19 protein-coding genes are annotated in these 19,110 nt (G+C 70.1%); 14 read left to right on the top strand and 5 right to left on the bottom strand.

Annotation, left to right across the window (positions count from 1 at the left end; translation table 11 throughout):
- Window positions 1-163 precede the first annotated feature (163 nt).
- Window positions 164-1,849 (bottom strand): metallophosphoesterase family protein, encoded by a 1,686-nt coding sequence (locus DIE17_RS14825; protein WP_124921070.1) that lies wholly within the window; start codon window positions 1,847-1,849, stop codon window positions 164-166.
- A gap of 305 nt (window positions 1,850-2,154) precedes the next feature.
- On the opposite strand from DIE17_RS14825, the gene DIE17_RS14820 reads away from it, so the two are divergent.
- From DIE17_RS14820 to DIE17_RS14785, 8 genes are all read left to right on the top strand, one after another.
- Window positions 2,155-2,454: a YXWGXW repeat-containing protein gene (locus tag DIE17_RS14820; RefSeq protein WP_044845695.1), complete on the top strand. Its 300-nt coding sequence runs from the start codon at window positions 2,155-2,157 to the stop codon at window positions 2,452-2,454.
- A gap of 217 nt (window positions 2,455-2,671) precedes the next feature.
- Window positions 2,672-3,436 (top strand): RNA polymerase sigma factor, encoded by a 765-nt coding sequence (locus DIE17_RS14815; protein ID WP_124666771.1) that lies wholly within the window; start codon window positions 2,672-2,674, stop codon window positions 3,434-3,436.
- Entirely contained in the window at window positions 3,433-3,852 is a 420-nt protein-coding gene (locus DIE17_RS14810) for a hypothetical protein (protein ID WP_124666772.1), read from the top strand. Before DIE17_RS14815 ends, DIE17_RS14810 begins: the two co-directional genes overlap by 4 nt.
- Window positions 3,849-4,352 (top strand): periplasmic heavy metal sensor, encoded by a 504-nt coding sequence (locus DIE17_RS14805; protein ID WP_124666773.1) that lies wholly within the window; start codon window positions 3,849-3,851, stop codon window positions 4,350-4,352. The genes DIE17_RS14810 and DIE17_RS14805 overlap by 4 nt, the downstream gene beginning before the upstream one ends.
- 75 nt (window positions 4,353-4,427) lie before the next feature.
- A complete protein-coding gene (locus DIE17_RS14800) occupies window positions 4,428-5,273 on the top strand; it encodes a GNAT family N-acetyltransferase (protein ID WP_124666774.1) in 846 nt (281 codons plus the stop codon).
- A 229-nt stretch (window positions 5,274-5,502) separates the two neighbouring features.
- Entirely contained in the window at window positions 5,503-6,897 is a 1,395-nt protein-coding gene (locus tag DIE17_RS14795) for a DUF1800 family protein (RefSeq protein ID WP_124666775.1), read from the top strand.
- Window positions 6,898-6,899: 2 nt separating this feature from the next.
- A complete protein-coding gene (locus tag DIE17_RS14790; protein WP_124666776.1) occupies window positions 6,900-8,063 on the top strand; it encodes a DUF1501 domain-containing protein in 1,164 nt (387 codons plus the stop codon).
- A 98-nt stretch (window positions 8,064-8,161) separates the two neighbouring features.
- Window positions 8,162-8,380, top strand: a complete 219-nt coding sequence (locus DIE17_RS14785) for a YXWGXW repeat-containing protein (protein ID WP_044845687.1) — start codon at window positions 8,162-8,164, stop codon at window positions 8,378-8,380.
- A 21-nt stretch (window positions 8,381-8,401) separates the two neighbouring features.
- Here the strand turns inward: DIE17_RS14785 and DIE17_RS14780 are convergent, their stop codons facing one another.
- On the bottom strand, window positions 8,402-9,595 hold the full coding sequence (locus DIE17_RS14780) for a tyrosine-type recombinase/integrase (protein WP_124484666.1): 1,194 nt from the start codon (window positions 9,593-9,595) through the stop codon (window positions 8,402-8,404).
- A 227-nt stretch (window positions 9,596-9,822) separates the two neighbouring features.
- Window positions 9,823-10,998 (bottom strand): helix-turn-helix transcriptional regulator, encoded by a 1,176-nt coding sequence (locus DIE17_RS14775; RefSeq protein ID WP_124570893.1) that lies wholly within the window; start codon window positions 10,996-10,998, stop codon window positions 9,823-9,825.
- A 241-nt stretch (window positions 10,999-11,239) separates the two neighbouring features.
- On the opposite strand from DIE17_RS14775, the gene DIE17_RS14770 reads away from it, so the two are divergent.
- Complete coding sequence (locus DIE17_RS14770) at window positions 11,240-11,620, top strand: DUF4377 domain-containing protein (RefSeq protein ID WP_124666777.1); 381 nt, start codon at window positions 11,240-11,242, stop codon at window positions 11,618-11,620.
- A gap of 25 nt (window positions 11,621-11,645) precedes the next feature.
- Here DIE17_RS14770 and DIE17_RS14765 read toward each other — a convergent pair whose 3' ends face one another.
- Together DIE17_RS14765 and DIE17_RS14755 are read right to left on the bottom strand one after the other, a co-directional pair.
- Window positions 11,646-13,034, bottom strand: a complete 1,389-nt coding sequence (locus DIE17_RS14765) for a DHA2 family efflux MFS transporter permease subunit (RefSeq protein ID WP_124666778.1) — start codon at window positions 13,032-13,034, stop codon at window positions 11,646-11,648.
- Between the two features lie 398 nt (window positions 13,035-13,432).
- Window positions 13,433-13,783, bottom strand: a complete 351-nt coding sequence (locus tag DIE17_RS14755; protein ID WP_124484670.1) for a VOC family protein — start codon at window positions 13,781-13,783, stop codon at window positions 13,433-13,435.
- 260 nt (window positions 13,784-14,043) lie between these two features.
- Here DIE17_RS14755 and DIE17_RS14750 point away from each other — a divergent pair, with 260 nt between their 5' ends.
- The 5 genes from DIE17_RS14750 to DIE17_RS14725 all read left to right on the top strand — a co-directional run bounded on the left by DIE17_RS14750 (window position 14,044) and on the right by DIE17_RS14725 (window position 19,100).
- Window positions 14,044-15,183 (top strand): LLM class flavin-dependent oxidoreductase, encoded by a 1,140-nt coding sequence (locus DIE17_RS14750; protein ID WP_124666779.1) that lies wholly within the window; start codon window positions 14,044-14,046, stop codon window positions 15,181-15,183.
- Window positions 15,184-15,359: 176 nt separating this feature from the next.
- Window positions 15,360-16,553: an acyl-CoA dehydrogenase family protein gene (locus DIE17_RS14740; RefSeq protein WP_124522000.1), complete on the top strand. Its 1,194-nt coding sequence runs from the start codon at window positions 15,360-15,362 to the stop codon at window positions 16,551-16,553.
- Between the two features lie 10 nt (window positions 16,554-16,563).
- The gene (locus tag DIE17_RS14735) at window positions 16,564-18,324 is read left to right on the top strand and encodes an FAD-dependent oxidoreductase (protein ID WP_124666780.1); all 1,761 of its coding nucleotides are present in this window, start codon (window positions 16,564-16,566) and stop codon (window positions 18,322-18,324) included.
- Complete coding sequence (locus DIE17_RS14730; protein ID WP_044845681.1) at window positions 18,321-18,839, top strand: flavin reductase family protein; 519 nt, start codon at window positions 18,321-18,323, stop codon at window positions 18,837-18,839. Before DIE17_RS14735 ends, DIE17_RS14730 begins: the two co-directional genes overlap by 4 nt.
- Before the next feature lie 39 nt (window positions 18,840-18,878).
- Window positions 18,879-19,100 (top strand): hypothetical protein, encoded by a 222-nt coding sequence (locus DIE17_RS14725; RefSeq protein WP_124570887.1) that lies wholly within the window; start codon window positions 18,879-18,881, stop codon window positions 19,098-19,100.
- Window positions 19,101-19,110 lie beyond the last annotated feature (10 nt).

Raw genomic sequence — 19,110 nt, 5'->3', positions numbered from 1 at the left:
TGCCGATGCGCATGCAAGGTGCGGCGGTCGAATGGACGCAGCCGCTCCGCATGGCGCAGCCGTCACGTATTCGCCGTATCCATCAGCGCGTCGCGCGCGCCGTCCCGCACGCGCCAGCCCCGGCTGCCCGCCGCGCGATCACGCGCCGCGGGCGGCCGTCGCATCAGCGCTCGCGGCGCTTCTTGCTCAGCTCGATCGTCTCGAACAGCTCGTACTGTGCGCTCGGGTGCTGATCCGCGCCCGGCGCATGGTAGTAGCGCATCGTGATCGTCGTGTGGCCGCCCGGCTTGCCCGGATCGTGGTCGAACACCGCGATCCCGTAGCCGGTGCCCGTATCGCGGCGCGCGGACCAGATCGCATCCTCCAGCGCATCGGCCGGCTTGCGCACGAACGTGTTCGGCGCGGTGCCCGGCACCGGCCGGTTCGGCTTCGTGAAGACCTTGGCCTGCGCGAAGCCGGTCGCCGGGTTCTCGCCGTACACGTCGAGCGGCGCACTGGTGCCGCCGCCGCCGAGGATCAGGTGGATCGTGCCGTGGCTCGTGTCGAAGGTCGTGCGCTCGGGATCGGTCGACCCGACCGGACGCGGCTGCAGCGTCTCGACGACTTCGCCGGTCGATGCACCGACGCCCGCGCGGTGATTACAGCCGCGCACCGGGTAGCTGCGCTCGTAATCGTGATCGTGACCGCACAGCACGAGGTCGACGCCGTAACGGTCGAACAGCGGCAGCCACGCCTCGCGGATGCCCTTGTCCGAGCCGTTGCCCGTCTTCGACGAACTCAGCGCGTCCTGGTGCATCTGCACGACGATCCAGTCGATGTCGTCATCGTGCGACGCTTGACGCAGCGTGTGCTCGAGCCAGCGCGTCTGCACGCCGTCGCTGTAGCCGCGCACGTAGAACGACGTGCCCGGTTCGATCGGCGCGCGGCCGGTGCTCGCGGCCGGCACCAGCGGAGCCGGGCCGCCGACGAACGCGGCAGCGTCCTGGTACACGACGTCGTCGGCGTCGAGCGAGATGAACAGCACCGAGCTTACGCGGAAGCTGTACCAGCGGCCCGGAAAGCGCGTGCCGTTCTCCGGCAGCGTGTAGCGCGCGAGGTACGAGTCGAGCCCCTGCGGGCCGTTGTTGAATTCGATCTCGTGATTGCCCGGGCACGGCATCCACGGGCGGTTCGCGGCCGACGTCTGGTTGTTGTTGCCGAAGTCGCGCCACACCTCCGGCTGATGCGCGGGGTTCAGGTTCGCGTAGCAGAGGTCGCCGTTCAGCAGGTGGAACAGCGGCTGGAACTGCTCGACGGCCTGCACCGCGAAGCGGCTTTGCGGCGACGACAGCACCCATGTGCCGTTCGGCGTCGCGAGGTCGCCGTAGCTCGTGAAGCGGAACGGTGCACGCCCGCGCGGCGCGGTCGTGAAGGTTGCGGCAAACGGCTGCGCGGCGTTGCTGTCGTTGTCGGCCGTCAGTTCGTAGCGGTAGCGCGTGTTCGGCTTCAGGCCGTGCACGCGTGCGTGGTACGTGAACACCGTTTCGCCGTTCAGGCCGTCGGTGTAAAGGCGCTGCACGCCGTGCACGGTGCGTGCCGGTTCGCCGTCGGCGACGATCCGCGCCCGCGGATTGACGGCCGGCGCGAGCGATGCCCACGAGATCGCGACTTCCGACGCCGGGTCGCTGCCCCATGTCAGGTGCACCTGTTCGGGGGTGCCGTCCGGGTTCGACCCGGCGGCACGGGCGGCCGCGAGCCCGCCCGCGGCGGTGGCGAGGCCGGAGACGCCGGCCAGTTTCAGGAAGCCGCGACGCGATACGGAAGCGGCCGGCTCGTTCGACTCGGCGGGGAAGTTGTCCTGGTTCGACATGATCGTATTTTCGTTGAGTGACACGCGAAATGCGGAACCGCCCGGCCGTGCGCGAGCGCGTCCGGGGCGTGGGCCGGAAACGAGCGGGATCCCGGTGACACGCATTGTCGAAGCGCAGTTTTGCCGGGTTGTGACAGACGGTCGTCCACGCCCGGGCCCGATGCGTTGCCGGATGAGCGCGGCGTTGCCGGCGCGGCGGAAATTTATTTGCGCGCGTCGCGACGGATTTTTCCGCATGCGTCGTTTAACGAACGAACGGCCACTTCCGGCCATCACGTTCGCTACACGACGCTTCGGAGTCTTGCATGAAACTTTCCATTTCATTACGGGTTGCCGCGGGATGCGTGGCCGCGCTGGCGACCTCCGCCACATTCGCGCAGGCCGTCATCGTCGCGCCGGTCGCGCCGCCGCCGCCGCGCGTCGAAGTGATGCCGGCGCCACGCGCGGGCTACGTGTGGGATCAGGGCCACTGGCACTGGCGGCAGGGCCGCTACGTGTGGATCCCCGGGCATTGGCAAGCGGTGCGCGTCGGCTATCGCTGGGTGCCCGGGCACTGGGCCGCGCGCGGCCCGAACTGGCGCTGGGTGCCGGGTCACTGGGCGTGACGCGCAGGGTGCCGCGCGGCGCGCAGCGCCGGTGCGGCGGGACTTCCACACAACTTCATCCGTCGAGCCATGCCTTTTCGAACCATCGTGATCCTGACAGCCGCGGCCGTCGTGCTGGCCGGCTGCGTCGTGGTGCCGGCGCGTCCGGTGTATTACCGGCCCGCGCCGGTCGTCGTATATTGATCGCGCCGGCCGGCTGGCGATCGACAGGATCGATATGCCGTTCGAACCGGATGTCGACGAAACCGGCCGGGCGGATGCCGGACACGACGTGCGGCGCGCCGTGGACGCGCCGGCATGGCGCCGTGCGGCGCCGGCCCGACGCATGCAAGGAGAGCACGACGATGAGCTTCAGCCGGACGGCGGGCACGCTCGCCGGCAGCATGCGGCGGGCGCGCCGCGCATGGCGGAGCAGCCCGCGTTGAGCGACGCCGATCCGGACGCGGAACTCGTCGCGCGGGTCGGCGCGCGCGACACGTCGGCCGTGCGCGTGCTCGTCGCACGCAAGCTGCCGCGCCTGCTTGCGCTCGCGACGCGCATGCTCGGCGACCGGACCGAAGCCGAAGACGTTGCGCAGGAAACCTTCCTGCGGATCTGGCATCACGCGCCGCGCTGGCGGGATGGCGAAGCGCGCTTCGACACGTGGCTGCATCGCGTGGTGCTGAACCTGTGCTACGACCGGATGCGCGGGCGGCGCGAGGAGCCGGTCGACACGCTGCCCGACGTGCCCGACCCGCAACCCGAGCCGGCCGCGCACGCGGAGTTGCGCGCGCGCGATGCGCGCGTGCGCGAGGCGCTCGCCGCGTTGCCGCCCAGGCAGCGGGAAGCGCTCGTGCTCCAGTACTATCAGGACATGTCGAACGTTGAAGCGGCCAACCTGATGGGCATCACCGTCGATGCGCTGGAAAGCCTGCTCGCGCGCGCGAGGCGCAACCTGCGCGCGCAACTGGCCGGCGACCCACCTAGCGAGGACAAGCGATGACACCCGAACGATTCCGTACCATCGTCGCCGCGTACGGCTCGGATGCGCGGCGCTGGCCGCGCGACGAACGCGCGGCGGCCGAGGCGTGGGCGCAAGCGCATCCGCGCGACGCGCTCGCGGCGCTCGACGATGCCGCCGAGCTCGACGCCTGGCTCGTGCAGGATACGGTCGAGCCGCCCGCGCCGGCGCTCGTCGAACGCATCGTCGCGTCGGCGCCCGCGCCGCAGCGTGCGCGGCGCCGGGGCACGGTGTGGTGGTCGGGCGCGGCGTTCGCGGGCGTCGGGCTCGCCGGCGCGCTGGCGGGCGCGGTGGCCGTGTCGATGCTGATGCTCGGCAGCCCGCCGATCGCGCAACACGAACCGGGCTACCTGACGACGACGTTCGGCGGCCCGGGCATCGACGGAGGCGACGAATGAGCGAACGCGGCTGGAAATTCATGCTCTTGGGGTCGGTCGTGTTGAACGTGTTCATGCTCGGCGCGATCGGCGGCGGCGCGTATCAGTGGTTTTCGACGCATCGTGGCCTGGATGGGGCCGGGATCCCCGGACAGCGCACGGCGTTGCGGTTCGCCGCGGACGAATTGTCCGACGCGCGTCAGCAAGCGTTTGCGGCGGCGCTGAAGGCGGCGCGCAAGGAAGGTCGGGATTTCGCGCGGGAAGGGCGTGACGGGCGGATCACGGTGCTGGATCTGCTGGCAGCGCCGCAGCTCGATCGTACGGCGATCGACGCGGCGCTCGATCGGACGCGGGCGGCCGATAGTGCGTTGCGGGGGCAGGTCGAGCGCAGCGTCGTCGATTTCGCGGCGACGCTGACGCCCGACGAGCGCGTGAAATTCGTCGACGGGTTGCGACGCAGCGGGAACTGGCGGCTGCCGGCGAGGTTTCAGAGGAAGCACGACGCGGCGGGGAGCCAGTAACTGGCGTGGCGTGACGACGCGTCACGCTCGCGAATCGGTTGGCGGCGATCTCGAGTGCCGCGACGGAGGCGAATCATGGATCGAAGCGAAGACTTGATCGTGCGCACCATGTCGGCCGACGAGGTGGCCATGTCGGTCGAATGGGCGGCAGCCGAAGGGTGGAACCCCGGCCTGCATGATCCGCCGTGTTTCAGGGAAGCGGACCCGGCCGGTTTTTTCGTCGGCGTGTGGCGTGGCGAGCCGGTCGCGTGCCTTGCTGCCGTCGCGTATGACGAACGCTTCGGCTTCATCGGTCTGTACATCGTGAAACCCGGGTTTCGCGGCAAAGGCTTCGGCATGCGAATCTGGCAGCACGGCATGCGTTACCTGGGAAACCGCAATGTCGGTCTCGACGGTGTCGTGGCACAACAGGCGAACTACCGGAAGTCGGGGTTCCGGCTCGCGTATCGCAACATCCGTTATCAGGGGCGCGTCGACGGCATCGGATGCGCGCACGCGGCCGCGGCGGCCGATGTCCCGTTCGAGCAGTTGCTGGCGTACGACCGCCAGTGTTTTCCTGCGCCGCGCGCGCGTTTCGTCTCCGCGTGGCTCGCGCAGCCGGATGCCGTTGCGCTCGCAACGGTCGACGCGGGTCGCATCACCGGATACGGCGTCGTGCGCCGCTGCAACGCCGGCTGCAAGATCGGCCCGCTGTTCGCCGATGACGCCGGCGTCGCCACGGGGCTGTTTCGCGCGCTGGCGGCGCGCATGCCCGGCGAGGTTATCGTGCTCGACGTGCCGGAAACGAATCCCGCGGCCGTCGCGCTGGCGGAACGGCACGGCATGTCGAGCGTGTTCGAAACCGCGCGGATGTATACGAAGGAAGCGCCGGCGATCGCGATCGACCGCGTGTTCGGCGTGACGTCGTTCGAGCTGGGGTGACGGTCACGAATAGGCTCGGACGATTGCCGTCCGGCAGCTCGTGATGGAGGGAACACCAGTGCTGTGGAAATCTGACGATCGGGCGCGGCACGCGCGCAGCTCGCCGCTGCTTGAAAGCCGACCGCAAGCTATACATCCCCGCGCCGAACCCGAAATATTTCGCTCATCCCGCGACGGATTTCCCGCCACCCTCCGTTAAACACGGGTACGCATCGCGAGAGCCCCCGTCATGGACCACCCGAACGACATCTCACCGGCCGCCATCGCGCTGAACCGCTTCGGTCTCGGCGCGCGGGCCGACGAAGCGCCGCCTGCCGATCCGAAGGGCGCGCTGGTCGCCCAACTCGACCGCTACGACCCGAGGCCGGCCGCATGGGCCGGCGAACCGGACGCGGTCACGCTCGCCACGCGCTTCGCGACGACCCGCAACGCGATGACGGGCGACGACGCGGCGGCCAGGCGCGCGAGTGCGCAGTCGATCCGTCGCGACGGCCATGACGCCTATCGCAGCGCCGTCACCGCGCGGTTGAACAGCGCGCTCGCCACGTCCACGCCGTTCGTCGAGCGGCTCGTGCATTTCTGGTCGAACCATTTCGCGGTGTCGGTCGACAAGGGGCCGGTTGCCGCGTATGCGGGCGCATTCGAGCGCGATGCGATCCGCCCGCACGTGCTCGGCCGCTTCGAGGACATGCTCGTCGCCGTCGAGCAGCATCCCGCGATGCAGCTGTTCCTCGACCAGGCGCGCTCGGTCGGCCCCGACAGCCCGGCCGCGCTGCGCGCCGAAGCCCGCCAGCCGGCGGCACGGCGCGGCCTCAACGAGAACCTCGCGCGCGAAATCATGGAACTGCACACGCTCGGGGTACGCACCGGTTACACGCAAACGGACGTGACGGAATTCGCGCGTGCGCTGACCGGCTGGAGCATCGCCGGCGGACGCGGGCCGCAGCCCGGCGATGTGGCGCCCGGCGCGTTCGTGTTCCGCCCGAAACTGCACGAACCGGGCGCGCGCACGGTGATGAGCCGCACCTACGATCAGCCGGGCGACGCGCAAGCGCGCGCGATCCTGGGCGATCTGGCGCGTTCGCCGGCGACGGGCCGGCATGTCGCGTTCCAGCTCGCCCGTCATTTCGTCGCCGACGATCCGCCGCCCGCGCTCACCGACCGGCTCGCCCGCGCATTCGATACGAGCGGCGGTGATTTGCCGACCGTTTATCGCGCGCTGGTCGATGCGCCGGACGCATGGTCGCCGGTCAATCGCAAGTTCAAGACGCCGTGGGAGTGGGCCGTGTCGTCGCTGCGCGGGCTCGGCTGGCGCGATACCGGCGACCTGAAGGCCGCGCCGCTGCTCGCGCAGCTCGGCCAGCCGGTATGGCGGCCCGGGTCGCCGGCCGGCTACGACGACGTTGCCGCGAGCTGGGCCGCGCCCGACGCGCTGGTGCGTCGCGTCGAGATCGCGCAGCGGTTTGCCGCACGCACGGGCGACCGGCTCGACCCGCGCACGCTCGGCAAGACGCTGCTGGCCGGCTCGCTGAGCGCACCGACGGCGACGGCACTCTCGCGAGCCGAGAGCGCGACCACGTCGCTTGCACTGCTGCTCGTGTCGCCCGATTTTCAACGGAGATGAACATGGCCCGATCCCTTACCCGTCGACATTTCCTGAGCATCGCCGCCGCCGGTGCGGGCGCGATCCTCGTCGCGCCGCGCATCGTGTTCGCGAACGTCGAAACCGACCGGCGCTTCGTGTTCGTGATCCAGCGCGGCGCGGCCGACGGGCTGAACATCGTCGTCCCGTATGCGGAACCCGCGTATGCGTCGTTGCGCGGCCCGCTGGCGATCGACGCGTCGACGGCGACCCGCATCGACGGCACGTTCGCGCTGCATCCGTCGCTCGTGCAGACCGCGCAGATGGTTCGCGACAGAGAGGCGCTGTTCGTCCACGCGATCGCGTCGCCGTATCGCGACCGCTCGCATTTCGACGGCCAGAACGTGCTCGAGACGGGCGGGCGCGCGCCGTACCAGGTGAAGGACGGCTGGCTGAACCGGCTCGCCGCGATGTTGCCGGCGACGCGGGACAACGCGATCGCGTTCGCGCCGACGGTGCCGCTCGCGTTGCGCGGCAGCGTGCAGGCCGCGTCGTATGCGGCGTCCGGGTTGCCGGCCGCACCGGACGACCTGCTCGCGCGCGTGTCGGCGCTGTACGAGGCCGACGCGCAGCTCGGGCCGCTGTGGCAATCGGCGATGGCCGCGCGCGGTCTCGCCGGCGACGCGCATGCGCGCCAGGATCCGGCGGGCGTCGGCAAGCTCGCGGCGACGTTTCTCGCGCGCGACGACGGCCCGCGGATCGCGATGATCGAGACGGCCGGCTGGGACACGCACAGCGCGCAGAACGCGCGGCTCGCGAATCAGTTGAAGGCGCTCGACACGATGCTCGCCGCGTTGCGCGACGATCTCGGGCCCGTGTGGCAGCGGACCACGGTGCTCGTCGCGACCGAGTTCGGCCGCACGGCCGCCGCGAACGGCACGGGCGGCACCGATCACGGGCAGGCGTCGGTCGCGATGCTGGCGGGCGGGGCGGTCGCGGGCGGACGCGTGATCGCCGACTGGCCGGGCCTGCGGCCGGGCGACCTGTACGAAGGGCGCGACCTGAAGCCGACCGCGTCGCTCGACGCGCTGATCGCGGGCGCCGCCGCCGAAAGCCTGCGGCTCGATCCCGCTCATACCGCGTCGACGCTGTTCGCGGAAAGCGGCGCGACGCGGCCGATGACGGGCCTCGTTCGCGGAACCGCGTGACGCGCGGAGTGATGCGCAGCGCGATGCACGACTCGATGCACGGCGTACGCGGGTTCGCCTCCGCTGACCGATCGATTACACAACAGGGAGAATCGACGATGAAGATCCGATCCGTATCGCTTGCCGTATGGGTGACGACGAGCGCGGCGCTGTTGTCCGCGTGCGTGGTCGAACCCGCGCGGCCGCCGCAGCCTGCGCCGGTCGCCGAAGTGATGCCGCCGCCGCCCGCGCCCGGTTATCGCTGGGCGAAAGGTCATTACCGCTGGGCCGGCAACCACTGGGCGTGGGTGCCCGGGCACTGGGCCGCCGTGTATTGAAGCAGGGGACCGGCGCGCCGTTCACCAGCCGATCCGGTGCTTCTCCTCGGTTTCGCTGTGTCGCCAGTCGTCGTCCGCGTGCAGATACTGGCTCGTCGTCGTCAGCGATACGTGACCGAGGTTGTCGCGCACGAGCCGCAGGTCGACGCGGCCGTCCGCCATGTGCGAACCCGCGCTGTGGCGCAGCCAGTGGGCCGATGCCTGTTCGAGCACGCGCGCCTGTTGTTCGCCTGCATCCCCTTGCGCACGCAACCGCTCGGCCGCGAACCTGAACACCTGCTTTACGATCCGGTGCAGCGCCGCGCGCGTGAGCGGCTTGCGCGTGCGACCGGCGGGCAGCACGAGCGGCGTGGTTTCGCCGTCGGCCGGCAGCGCGGGCAGGCCATGCGCGCGCCGGTAGCGCGCGAGCTCGGCCATCATCTCGGCGGTGGCCGGCACGAGGCGCTGGCGGCCGCCTTTGCCGGTCACGTCGAGCCACCAGCGATCGCGCCCGTTCGCATCGCGCCGTGCAAAGAATTGCCCCATCGTCGTGTCGGCCGCCTCGGTGATGCGCAGCCCGCCGAGATACATCAGCGTGAACACCCAGCGCGCGCGATCCGCATGGAAGGCGGCACGCGCATCGTCGCGCGGCATCGCGGCGATCGCATCCTTGACCGCCTGCCACAGCGGCGGCCCGAGATGGCGCGTGACGCGCGGCGCGGGCCGCCGTTGCCGCTGCCGCGACAGCGCGAGCGGATTGCCTGCCAGATAGCCGGCCTGCACGAGCCACGAGAACATCACGTTCAGGATCACCATCGCCTGCCGCTGGCTGGCCGCCGACAGCGGCCCGTAGAACGGCCGCCAGCGCGGGTCGCCGCGCGGATGCTTGCGGCCGCCGTTCGCGCACCACACGTCGGCGGGCGCGGGCGCGAGCAGGAACTGCCGGTACACGACGAGATCCTCGTGCGTGAGCGACGACAGCGGCTTGCCGCACGCGATCACGGCCCACAGCAGCAGGCGCTCGGCCTCCTTGCGGTAGTTCTGGAACGTAGTGGGCGTATCGACGAAGCGTGCGAGCCATGCGCGCACGGCGTCGAGATCATGGGTCGCGGCGATCTGCGGATGCGCGCTCGTCGAGCGATTGGTGCCAGCGCGTCCGTCGAGCGCGGCCGGCACGGTCAGCGCGTCGATCGGCTGCGGCCGCAGCGCGGTGTCGGACGGAACGGGTGAGGTCATGCGAACAGGGGGCGCGGCTCGCCCGTGGCCGGGCGGGCGCACGCGCCGCGACGAAGCGTACGAGGAAACGCCGATGGTAATACACGATCACGACTTGGCGAAGCGCAACGGGTTTACGGCTGGCGCTCATACCGTCCGCATCGGCCGTTTCGGTGCAGGCCGCTTCCTGCTTTCCGGCGTCGGGAGCAACCCGTCCACGAATCCGGCTTCCCGGCCTGTCGAACACCTCACCCCAGCGACAACACGCTGTTCAGCAACGTCCGCACGAGCGTCGCCTGTCGCGTGACACCCGTCTTGGAAAAGATCGCCCGCAGGTGCGAGCGCGCGGTGTTCTTGCTGATGTCGAGTTCGTCGGCCGCTTCCTCGAGCGTCGATCCGTTGACGAGCGCGAGCGCCAGCGCGGTCTCGGCCGGCGTGAGATCGAACAGCTTGCGCACGATGTCGTGAGACGCCTGCGACTTGCGCTCCGCATCGCGGATGAAGATCGCGCACGCGGGCCGGCGCGGATTGTCCTCCGACCATTCGCTGAGCGGGACCGTGCGGATCAGCACGCCGAGCGGCGGCTTGCCGGACGGGCGCGGCACGGCAATCGCCTGCGCGACCGACGGCGCGCCGCCCGCGCGCTCCGCGAGCACGTGGCGGATGAGCTTTTGCAGCTTGCGGTCCTCCAGCGGATACGATGCCTCGAGCGCACCGGCGCGCACGCGCAGGCCGTCGCATTCGGCGAAGATCTCGTCCGCGACGGAATTGGTCTTCATGATCGTGCCGCGCTCGTCGAGGATCGCGGTCGCGACGAGCATGCGGTCGATCGCGCTCGCATACAGCGTGCGCTCCGATTCGACCATCCCGAACTTCGCATGCAGCCGCACCGCGCGTTTCAGGTGCGGCAGCAGCGCATTGCAGACGGCCTTGTCGGTCGCCGAGAACGCGCGGCCGTGATGCGAGCGGCACACGCGGAAGCGGCATTCGATCCCGTCGGGCGTGCGCAGGTCGGCGCCCATCAGGTAGCCGACGTCGAACGGCTCGAGGAACTCGCGATACATCGCGCTGCGGCGCCACACGCCGACGCCGAGCAGCTCGTCGACGGTGACGACGCGATCGCTCGGCAGGTTCACGAACGGATCGAGCGCGTAATAGTAGTTGTTGTACGACGCGACGCCGGTCAGCGGCGCGCTCGCCGCGGACGCATTGATCATCAGCCCCGCGTGGCCGCTGGCGGGCCAGCGCAGGATCATCGTCACGTAGTTCGCGTCCAGGTGCACGCGGATCTGTTCGAGCGCGCCGCCCCACGGCACGTCTTCCAGCGGGCCTTCGTAGATTGTCGCGAGCAGCGCGTCGTACTGCTCGAGCGTCAGTTTCGATTGGGCAAGGCACGGGGGAAGGGCCGGGGGCGCCGTGGTCATCGGGTTGTCTCCTGTTGCCGCCGCCGGGTCGCGGTGCGCCGGGCGTGCGGGTGCGTGCATGCGCGAATGCGGACCGCCGGCGGCGGCGCGCGGTTGCCTGCACCGGAATACGGTAACGTGCCCGTGCAGACGTGACATCCCACGAATGAGGGGGGCGGCGCGCGCGCTGTAAGCCATTTGTGAACTTTGCCGGCGCAGCATTCGTCTAATCGGCCCGCCAACGCTTCCTGAGGACCATCAGATGATTCGCAAGATCAGAACGCTGCTCGGCGCGGCCGTGATCGCCGGCAGCACGTTACTCGCCGGATGCCAGACTGGCGCGGCCGCGCCGGATGCACGCGCGGACCGCCCGGCCGACGGCCGGCCCGTGACCCGGACCGTTTATGTCGCGCCGCAGGCGGCGCGCTGCACGGGCGTCGCGCCGATGGACTGCCTGCAGGTGCGCAGCGGCCCGGCCGAGCCGTGGAGCCTGTGGTACGCGGGCATCGAGGGCTTTGCGTACCAGCCCGGCTATCAATATGTGCTGGAAGTCGATGAATACCGCGTCGCGCAGCCGCCGGCCGACGGTTCGTCGATCCGCTGGGTGCTCAAGCGGGTCGTCGAGCGCCGCCCGGTGAACTGACGGCCGCGCCTGCCCGCGGCGGCGCTTACGCGGACGGCCGCGGCGCGACCGGCCGCGGCGGCGCGGCGGTATCGATCCGCCGGAACACGACGGACGACAGCAGCGTGACCGCGCCCATGCAGACGAACGACAGCATGAAGCCGTTCGCCATCGAGCCCCAATGCGCGGCGAACAGGTTCACGAGCCCGCCGCCGATCGATACGCCGAGCCCCATCGCCAGCATCTGCATCATCGTGAACAGGCTGTTGCCGCTGCCGGCGTCGGCGTGCGACAGGCCCTTGAGCGTCACGGCGTTCATCGCGGCGAACTGCATCGAGTTCGCGGCGCCGAACACGACCAGCAACGCCATCTCCAGCACCGGCGCGGGCCGGGCCGACACCAGCGCGAACCCGGCGATCGCGCCACCGACGATCCCCGTGTTCACGACCAGGAACGTCGCATAACCGAAGCGTTTCGCGAGGGGCGCGATCCAGCGTTTCGCGATCACGCCGGCGATCGCGGCCGGCAGCAGCATCATCCCCGACTGCAGCGGCGTATAGCCGAGCTGCACCTGCATCAGCAGCGGCAGCATGAATGGCACCGCGCTCGTGCCGATCCGGCACAGCAGGTTGCCGAGCAGCCCCGCGCCGAAGTTCGGCTCGCGGAACAGCCCGAGCCGGAACAGCGGCTGCGCGCGCCGCCGCGCATGGGGCAGGTACGCGAGCGCGCTTGCCACGCCGAGCACGGCCAGCCCGATCGCCCAGCCGGTGCGGTGCGCGCGCATCGGCGGATCGATCGCGAGCGACAGCGCGATCATCGCGACCGACAGCAGCGCGCAGCCGATAAAGTCGAACGGCGGCGGCTGCATCGCCTGGTCGTGCGGCAGGAAGCGCTGCACCGCGATGAAGCCGACCATGCCGACCGGCACGTTGACGATGAACACCCAGTGCCAGGAAATCGCCTGCGTGAGCCAGCCGCCGAGCGTCGGCCCGACGATCGGGCCGAGCTGCGCGGCGATCGACACGAACGCGATCGCCGCGACGTACCGCTCGCCCGGCACGCGGCGCAGCACGGCGAGCCGCCCGATCGGCAGCAGCATCGAGCCGCCGATGCCCTGCACGGCGCGCGCGACGACGAGCTGGCCGAGCGTGTGCGACGCCGCGCAGCCGATCGATGCGAGCGAGAACACCAGGATGGCGAGCGAGAACACGCGGCGCGTGCCGAAGCGGTCGGCGAGCCAGCCGGACGCCGGCGTGAGCATCGCCATCGTCAGCGTATAGACGACCACGACCGGCTGCATCGCGAGCGGCGACGCATGCAGGCTTTGTGCGATCGACGGCAGCGCGGTGTTGACGATCGTGGTGTCGAGCGACTGCATGAAGAACGCGGCGGCGACGATCCACAGCAGCGCGGAGTGTGAGGGTTCGCGGGACATGACGAAACGGGAAGTGCGGCGACCGGCGCGGCGGCGGCGCGACGGGGGCGCGGCCCGGCAGCGGCAGGCGCGCGCCGGCGCACGGCCGGTCTACGAGCACTCGATGGTACCGATTCCGGTGGTCATCGGGAAGATGCCTCGATGCGCTGAACGGCGACCGGCCGCCCGCGCCGCCCGACGTCGAATGCATCGCGCGCGCCGCGAAGCGGCTCGGCCAGCCGGCCGGCACGCTGCTCGAGCTACCGGAAACCAGCGACCTGCGCGCGCCCGGCGCGGTCGATCAAAGCGGGTAGCGCAGGTCGTTACCGGACGGCGACGCGTCGCGCGGCATCCGGCCGGGTCCCCGCCGGCCGGTCCGCGCGCCACGCACCGCGCACCACGCACCACGCACCGCCGTGTCATGCCGCGCGTTTCTGCGAAAGCACCAGCAGCGCGCCGTTCCTGTCCTCCAGCACCGCGCGGTATTCGTGCGGGCCGGCCTGCACCGGCACGCGCACCGACGCACCGGCTTTCACGACCCGCGCCATCGCCGCGTAAAGGTCGTCATCCTCATCGACCCGCAGCGTGAGCGCCGCGCGCTCGACGATCTGCTCGTCGCCGGCGACCAGCGCGATCGTCAGCGGGCCGCCGTCGAGCGCGCAATAGCGGTCGCCGTCGCGGAACTTCACGTTCAGGCCCAGTCCGTCGACGAACAGCGGCAGCGCCGTGTCGATGTCGTCGACCGGGTACAGCAGCATCGATACCTTCATTCCCTCTCTCCCTTGTCGTGATGTGACCGGCGCGCACCGCACCGTCGTTCGATGCTAGCGCGCGGTGCCGGCCGCGACGCAGTCCGATCGGACGACGGTGAAACCCCTCTGTCCCCGCATGCGTGCCGTTACTCCAAACAGACGATGCCCGGGCGGGCCCGCGCGCCGACACTCCCATCCGTGGACCGTCGCTATTCGTCCGTATCGTGCGGGCGGGCTGCGCGACCCCGACTCGTCCAACATACATGGAGACGCACGCAATGAAGTTTTCCCTCATCTACGAAGCCCAGACCACCGACGCATCGCGCGAGGGCGACCACCGGGTGTTCAAGGAGACGGTCGAACAGGCGCTGCTGGCCGAGCAGGTCGGTTTCGACACGATCTGGTGCGTGGAGCACACGTCGCTGACCAACTATGCGCACATGAGCGCGCCGGAAACCTTCCTTGCGTACCTGGCCGGCCGCACGACGCGCATCGGCCTCGGTCACGGCGTCGTGTGCCTGCCGCCGGCGATGAACCATCCGATCAAGGTCGCCGAGCGCGTCGCGCTGCTCGACATCCTGTCGGGCGGCCGCGTGCATTTCGGCGTCGGCAAGGGCGGCAGCCAGCAGGAAGCGGGCGCGTTCGGCTACGACCTCAACGAACTGCAGCCGATGATCGACGAGTCGATGTACCTGGTGCCGAAGATGTTCGTGCAGGACGAGATCGAGCACGACGGCAAGTACATCAAGATTCCGAAGCGTCCGATCCACCCGAAGCCGTTCCAGGATCCGCATCCGCCGATGTACCTCGCCTGCACGAACACCGACGCGCTGCTGCGCGCCGGCCAGCGCGGGATGGGCGCGCTGGTGCTCGGCTTCGGCGGCCCCGATGAGGTCGCGAAGAAGAACACGATCTATCGCGAAGCGTGGGCGAACCGCAAGCCGGAAGACCAGGTCGGCTTCCGCCCGACCCAGCACCTCGCGGCGCTGTGCCCGACGGTCGTGATGGCCGACGGCCAGAAGGCCCGCAAGATCGGCATCCGTGGCCAGCGCTACTTCATGGAATCGCTCGCGTACTGGTACACGGGCGGCGAGCGTCCGGACCCGGCAAAGTGGGGCGACGACCTCGTGCAGGCCGATACCGGCGAGATGGTGATCCGCTCGCGCTTCGCGTCGGAGGAAGTCGTCGTGAACTTCGCCGATCCGGCGCTCGCGATGATGAACCCGAACCATGCGTACGGCACGGTGGACGACTGCATCGGCTACGTGGGCCGCCTGCAGGAAGCGGGCGTCGACGAAGTGCTGTTCCTGTGCCAGATGGGCACGGTGCCGCACGACGCGCAGATGGAGACGATCCGCAACATCGGCGAGCACGTGATCCCGTTCTTCAACAAGGAACAGGAGCGCGCCTGCGCATAAGGCGAGGCGTGTCGCGCCACGCCGCGCCCGTCGTCCCTTCGGACGATGCGGCGCGGCCGCGCGAAGCCGACCATCGTCGGCAGGGACTCTCGCTCGCGGCGCCGCCCGCGACGAATCACTTAAAGAGAGACCGGGGTGGGCGCCGCCGCGCGCGCTCCGTATCACAGGAGACATTCGTGCATCGCGACAACGATTCGAACGCATTGGCCGCCACGCTGATCGCCCGGGCCGAGGCGCTCGCGCCGACGCTGGCCGGCCGCGCCGCGCAGGCGGAAGCGCAGGGCCGCATCCCGGCCGAGACGATCGCCGACATGCAGGCCGCCGGCTTCTTCAAGGTGCTGCAACCGAAACGCTACGGCGGCTACGAGCTCGATCCGCAAACCTTCTTCGACATCCAGATGGCGCTCGCGCGCGGCTGCATGTCGACGGCATGGGTGTACGGCGTCGTCGGCGTGCACAACTGGCAGCTCGCGCTGTTCGACGAGCGCGCGCAGCAGGACGTGTGGGGCAAGGATTCCGCGACGCTGATCGCATCGACCTACATGCCGGTCGGCCGCGTGACGCCGGTCGAAGGCGGCTTCCGGCTGTCCGGCCACTGGAAGTTCTCGAGCGGCAGCGAGCTGTGCGAATGGGTGTTCCTCGGCGCGCTGGTGCCGCCGGCCGAGGCCGGCCAGCCGCCGGAATACCGCACCTTCCTGCTGCCGAAATCCGACTACCGGATCCAGCAGGACTGGGACGTGCTCGGCCTGCGCGCGACCGGCAGCCACGACATCGTCGTCGACGACGTGTTCGTGCCCGCGTACCGCACGCACAAGGCGATCGACGGGATGATGGGCACGAGCCCGGGCCTGGCCGTCAACGACGCGCCGCTGTTCAGGCTGCCGTTCGCGCAGATCTTCGTGCGCGCGGTGTGCACCTCGTGCATCGGCGCGCTGCAGGGCGCGCTTGACGATTTCACCGGCTATGCGGCCACGCGCGTGTCGGCCAACAGCGGCACGAAGACGACCGACGATCCGGGCGCGCAGAACGCGTGCGCGAACGCGGCCGTCGCGATCGACGAGATGAAGGTGCTGCTCAAGCGCAATTTCGCGGAACTGATGGCGTCGGTGACGGGTGGCCCGGCCGTGTCGATCGAGCGTCGCGTGCATTTTCGCTACCAGTCCGCGCAGGTCGCCGAGCGTTGCGCGCAGGCCGCGAACGCGCTGCTGCGCTATGCGGGCGGCAACGGCATCTACCACCGCAATCCGCTGGTGCGCCGCTTCCTCGACCTGCACGCGGCCCGCGCGCACTACGCGAACAACGTGGACCGCTTCGGCCAGAACCTCGGCGCCGTGATGCTCGGCCGCGAGAACACGGACTACTTCATCTGACGAGGCGGCGATGAACGACACGCAAGCGCAGCAATACGTGTTCGACGTCGTGGTCGTCGGCTCGGGCGCAGGCGCGCTGCTCGCGGCGTGCCGCGCGGCCGACCGCGGGCTGTCCGTCGTCGTGATCGAGAAGACGGCGCTGTACGGCGGCACGTCGGCGGTCTCGGGCGGCGGCATCTGGGTGCCGTGCAATCACCATATCGCGGAACTCGGCGCGACCGACACGCGCGAGGCTGCGAGCCGCTATCTCGACGCGTGCACGGCCGGCGCATCGTCGCGCGAGCGGCTTGACGCGTATCTCGACCAGGCGCCCGAGATGCTGCGCTACCTCGAAACGAAGACGCCGGTGCGCTACCAGGCGCTGCCGAAGTACGCGGACTATTTCCAGAAGCTGCCGGGCGCGATGCCGGGCTATCGCGCGCTCGATCCGCTGCCGTTCGACGGCGGGCTGCTCGGCGACGAACTCGACCGGCTGCGTCCGCCGTCGCCCGGCACGCTGATCGGCGGCCGCGTCGCCGTGACGTCGAAGGAGGCGCACACGCTGTTCTCGCGCGGGCCGGGCTTCATGAGGCTCGCGATCGCGCAGTTCGGCCGCTACTGGCTCGATTTCGGCGTGCGCCGCCGCACGCGGCGCGACCGGCGCCTGACGCTCGGCAACGCGTTGATCGGCGGGCTGCGCCGCGCGCTGCTCGAGCGCAACGTGCCCGTGTGGCTCGACACGCCGATGCGCGACCTGCTCGACGTCGACGGCCGCGTGACGGGCGTGCGTGCGCAGCGCTTCGGGCAGCCCGTGACGATCGCCGCGCGGCGCGGCGTGATCCTCGGCGCGGGCGGCTTCGAGCGCAACCAGCCGATGCGCGAACGCTACCTGCCGCAACCGACGCAGATGCAATGGAGCGCGACGCCGCCGGCCAACACCGGCGACGCGATCGCCGAAGGCCACCGGCTCGGCGGCGCGCTCGCGCTGATGGAACACGTATGGGGCGCGCCTACGGTCGGCGTCGCGGGCGAGGAGAAGCAACGCGCGCTGTTCGTCGAGCGCAACCTGCCCGGCTGCGTGATCGTCAACGGTCTCGGCAAGCGCTTCGTCAACGAAGCCGCGCCGTATTCGGAATTCGTGCCGGCGATGTATCGCGACCATGCGCGCACCGGCGCGTGCGTGCCGGCGTGGATGGTGTTCGACGCGCGCTTTCGCCGCAAGTATCCGTGCGGGCCGATCATGCCGGCGTCGATGATGCCCGATTCCCGCATTCCGGACGCATTTCGCGGCGTGCTCGTGAAAGCCGACACGATCGATGCGCTCGCCGTGCGGATCGGCGTCGATGCGGCCGGGCTGCATGACACGCTGCGCGACATGGCGCGTTACGCGGCAACCGGTATCGACGAAGCGTTCGGCAAGGGCGACAACCTGTTCGACACGTACTACGGCGATCCGAAGAACCGGCCGAATCCGTGCCTGGGGCCGGTCGACGAGGCGCCGTTCTACGCGGTGCGGATCGACGCGGGCGACATCGGCACGAAGGGCGGGCTCGTCACCGACGCGCAGGCGCGCGTGCTGCGCGCCGACGGCACGCCGATCGACGGCCTCTATGCAATCGGCAACACCAGTGCATCGGTGATGGGCGCGAGCTACCCCGGCGCGGGCTCGACGCTCGGTCCGGCGATGACCTTCGGGTTCATCGCCGCCGACCACCTGGCCGCGCAAGCGGCCGACGCCGGCGGCCGGTCAGCCCGGCCGTCCACGACAGAACTTGACGGAGTCCAATCATGAGCGATCTCACCACCCATCCGCTGCGCACCGACATGCTGCTCGCGATGCGCCGCCTCGCGCGCTCCGTCACGGTCATCAGCAGCGCGCACGACGGCCGGCGCTACTCGATGTCCGCGACGGCGGTCGATTCGCTGTCGACCGATCCGCCGTCGCTGCTGATCTGCATCAACCGCAATGCGTCGCTGTATCCGCCGCTCGATGCGGGGGCACCGTTCTGCGTGAACGTGCTGTCGGCACGGCATGAAGGCATCGCGATCGATTGCAGCGGCCGCCTGAAGGGCGAGGCGCGCTTCACGACCGGCGAGTGGCACACGTCGCCGCTGGGTGTGCCGTATCTGCACGATTCGCAGGCGAGCCTCGTGTGCGAGCAGGACGGCCGCTTCGAATACGGCACGCATACGGTGTTCATCGGGCGCATTCGCGAGGTGCTGATGAGCGGTGACGTCGATCCGCTCGTCTATCTCGACGGTGCGTACACGACGCCCGGCGCGCCCGCGGCCCGCGCGGCCGCGTGACGGCGGTGCGCGTTTTTCCGCATCGGAACGAGACGATCAATGACACGCAGATTGAACCGCAATATCGAGAATGGTGCGGACACAACGATCGTGCACGAGTTCGTGCAGCTGATCGGCGCGGCGGCAACGCAGGTACTGAACGCGTTCGCCGGTGTTGCGCCAGCGCTGGCGCTGGCGTCGAACGACGCGCGGTGCCGCGCGGGAGAAGCCGGCTGGCATACGGCTTCGGCGGGTGCGGCCGGCGCGGCTCGCACTGCATGAGGAGCCGGCG

This window comes from Burkholderia sp. Bp9099 (assembly GCF_003857805.1).
Taxonomy (GTDB): domain Bacteria; phylum Pseudomonadota; class Gammaproteobacteria; order Burkholderiales; family Burkholderiaceae; genus Burkholderia.
Note: the sequence above shows the minus strand (reverse complement) of the source record. Positions and strands in the feature narration are given on the sequence as shown.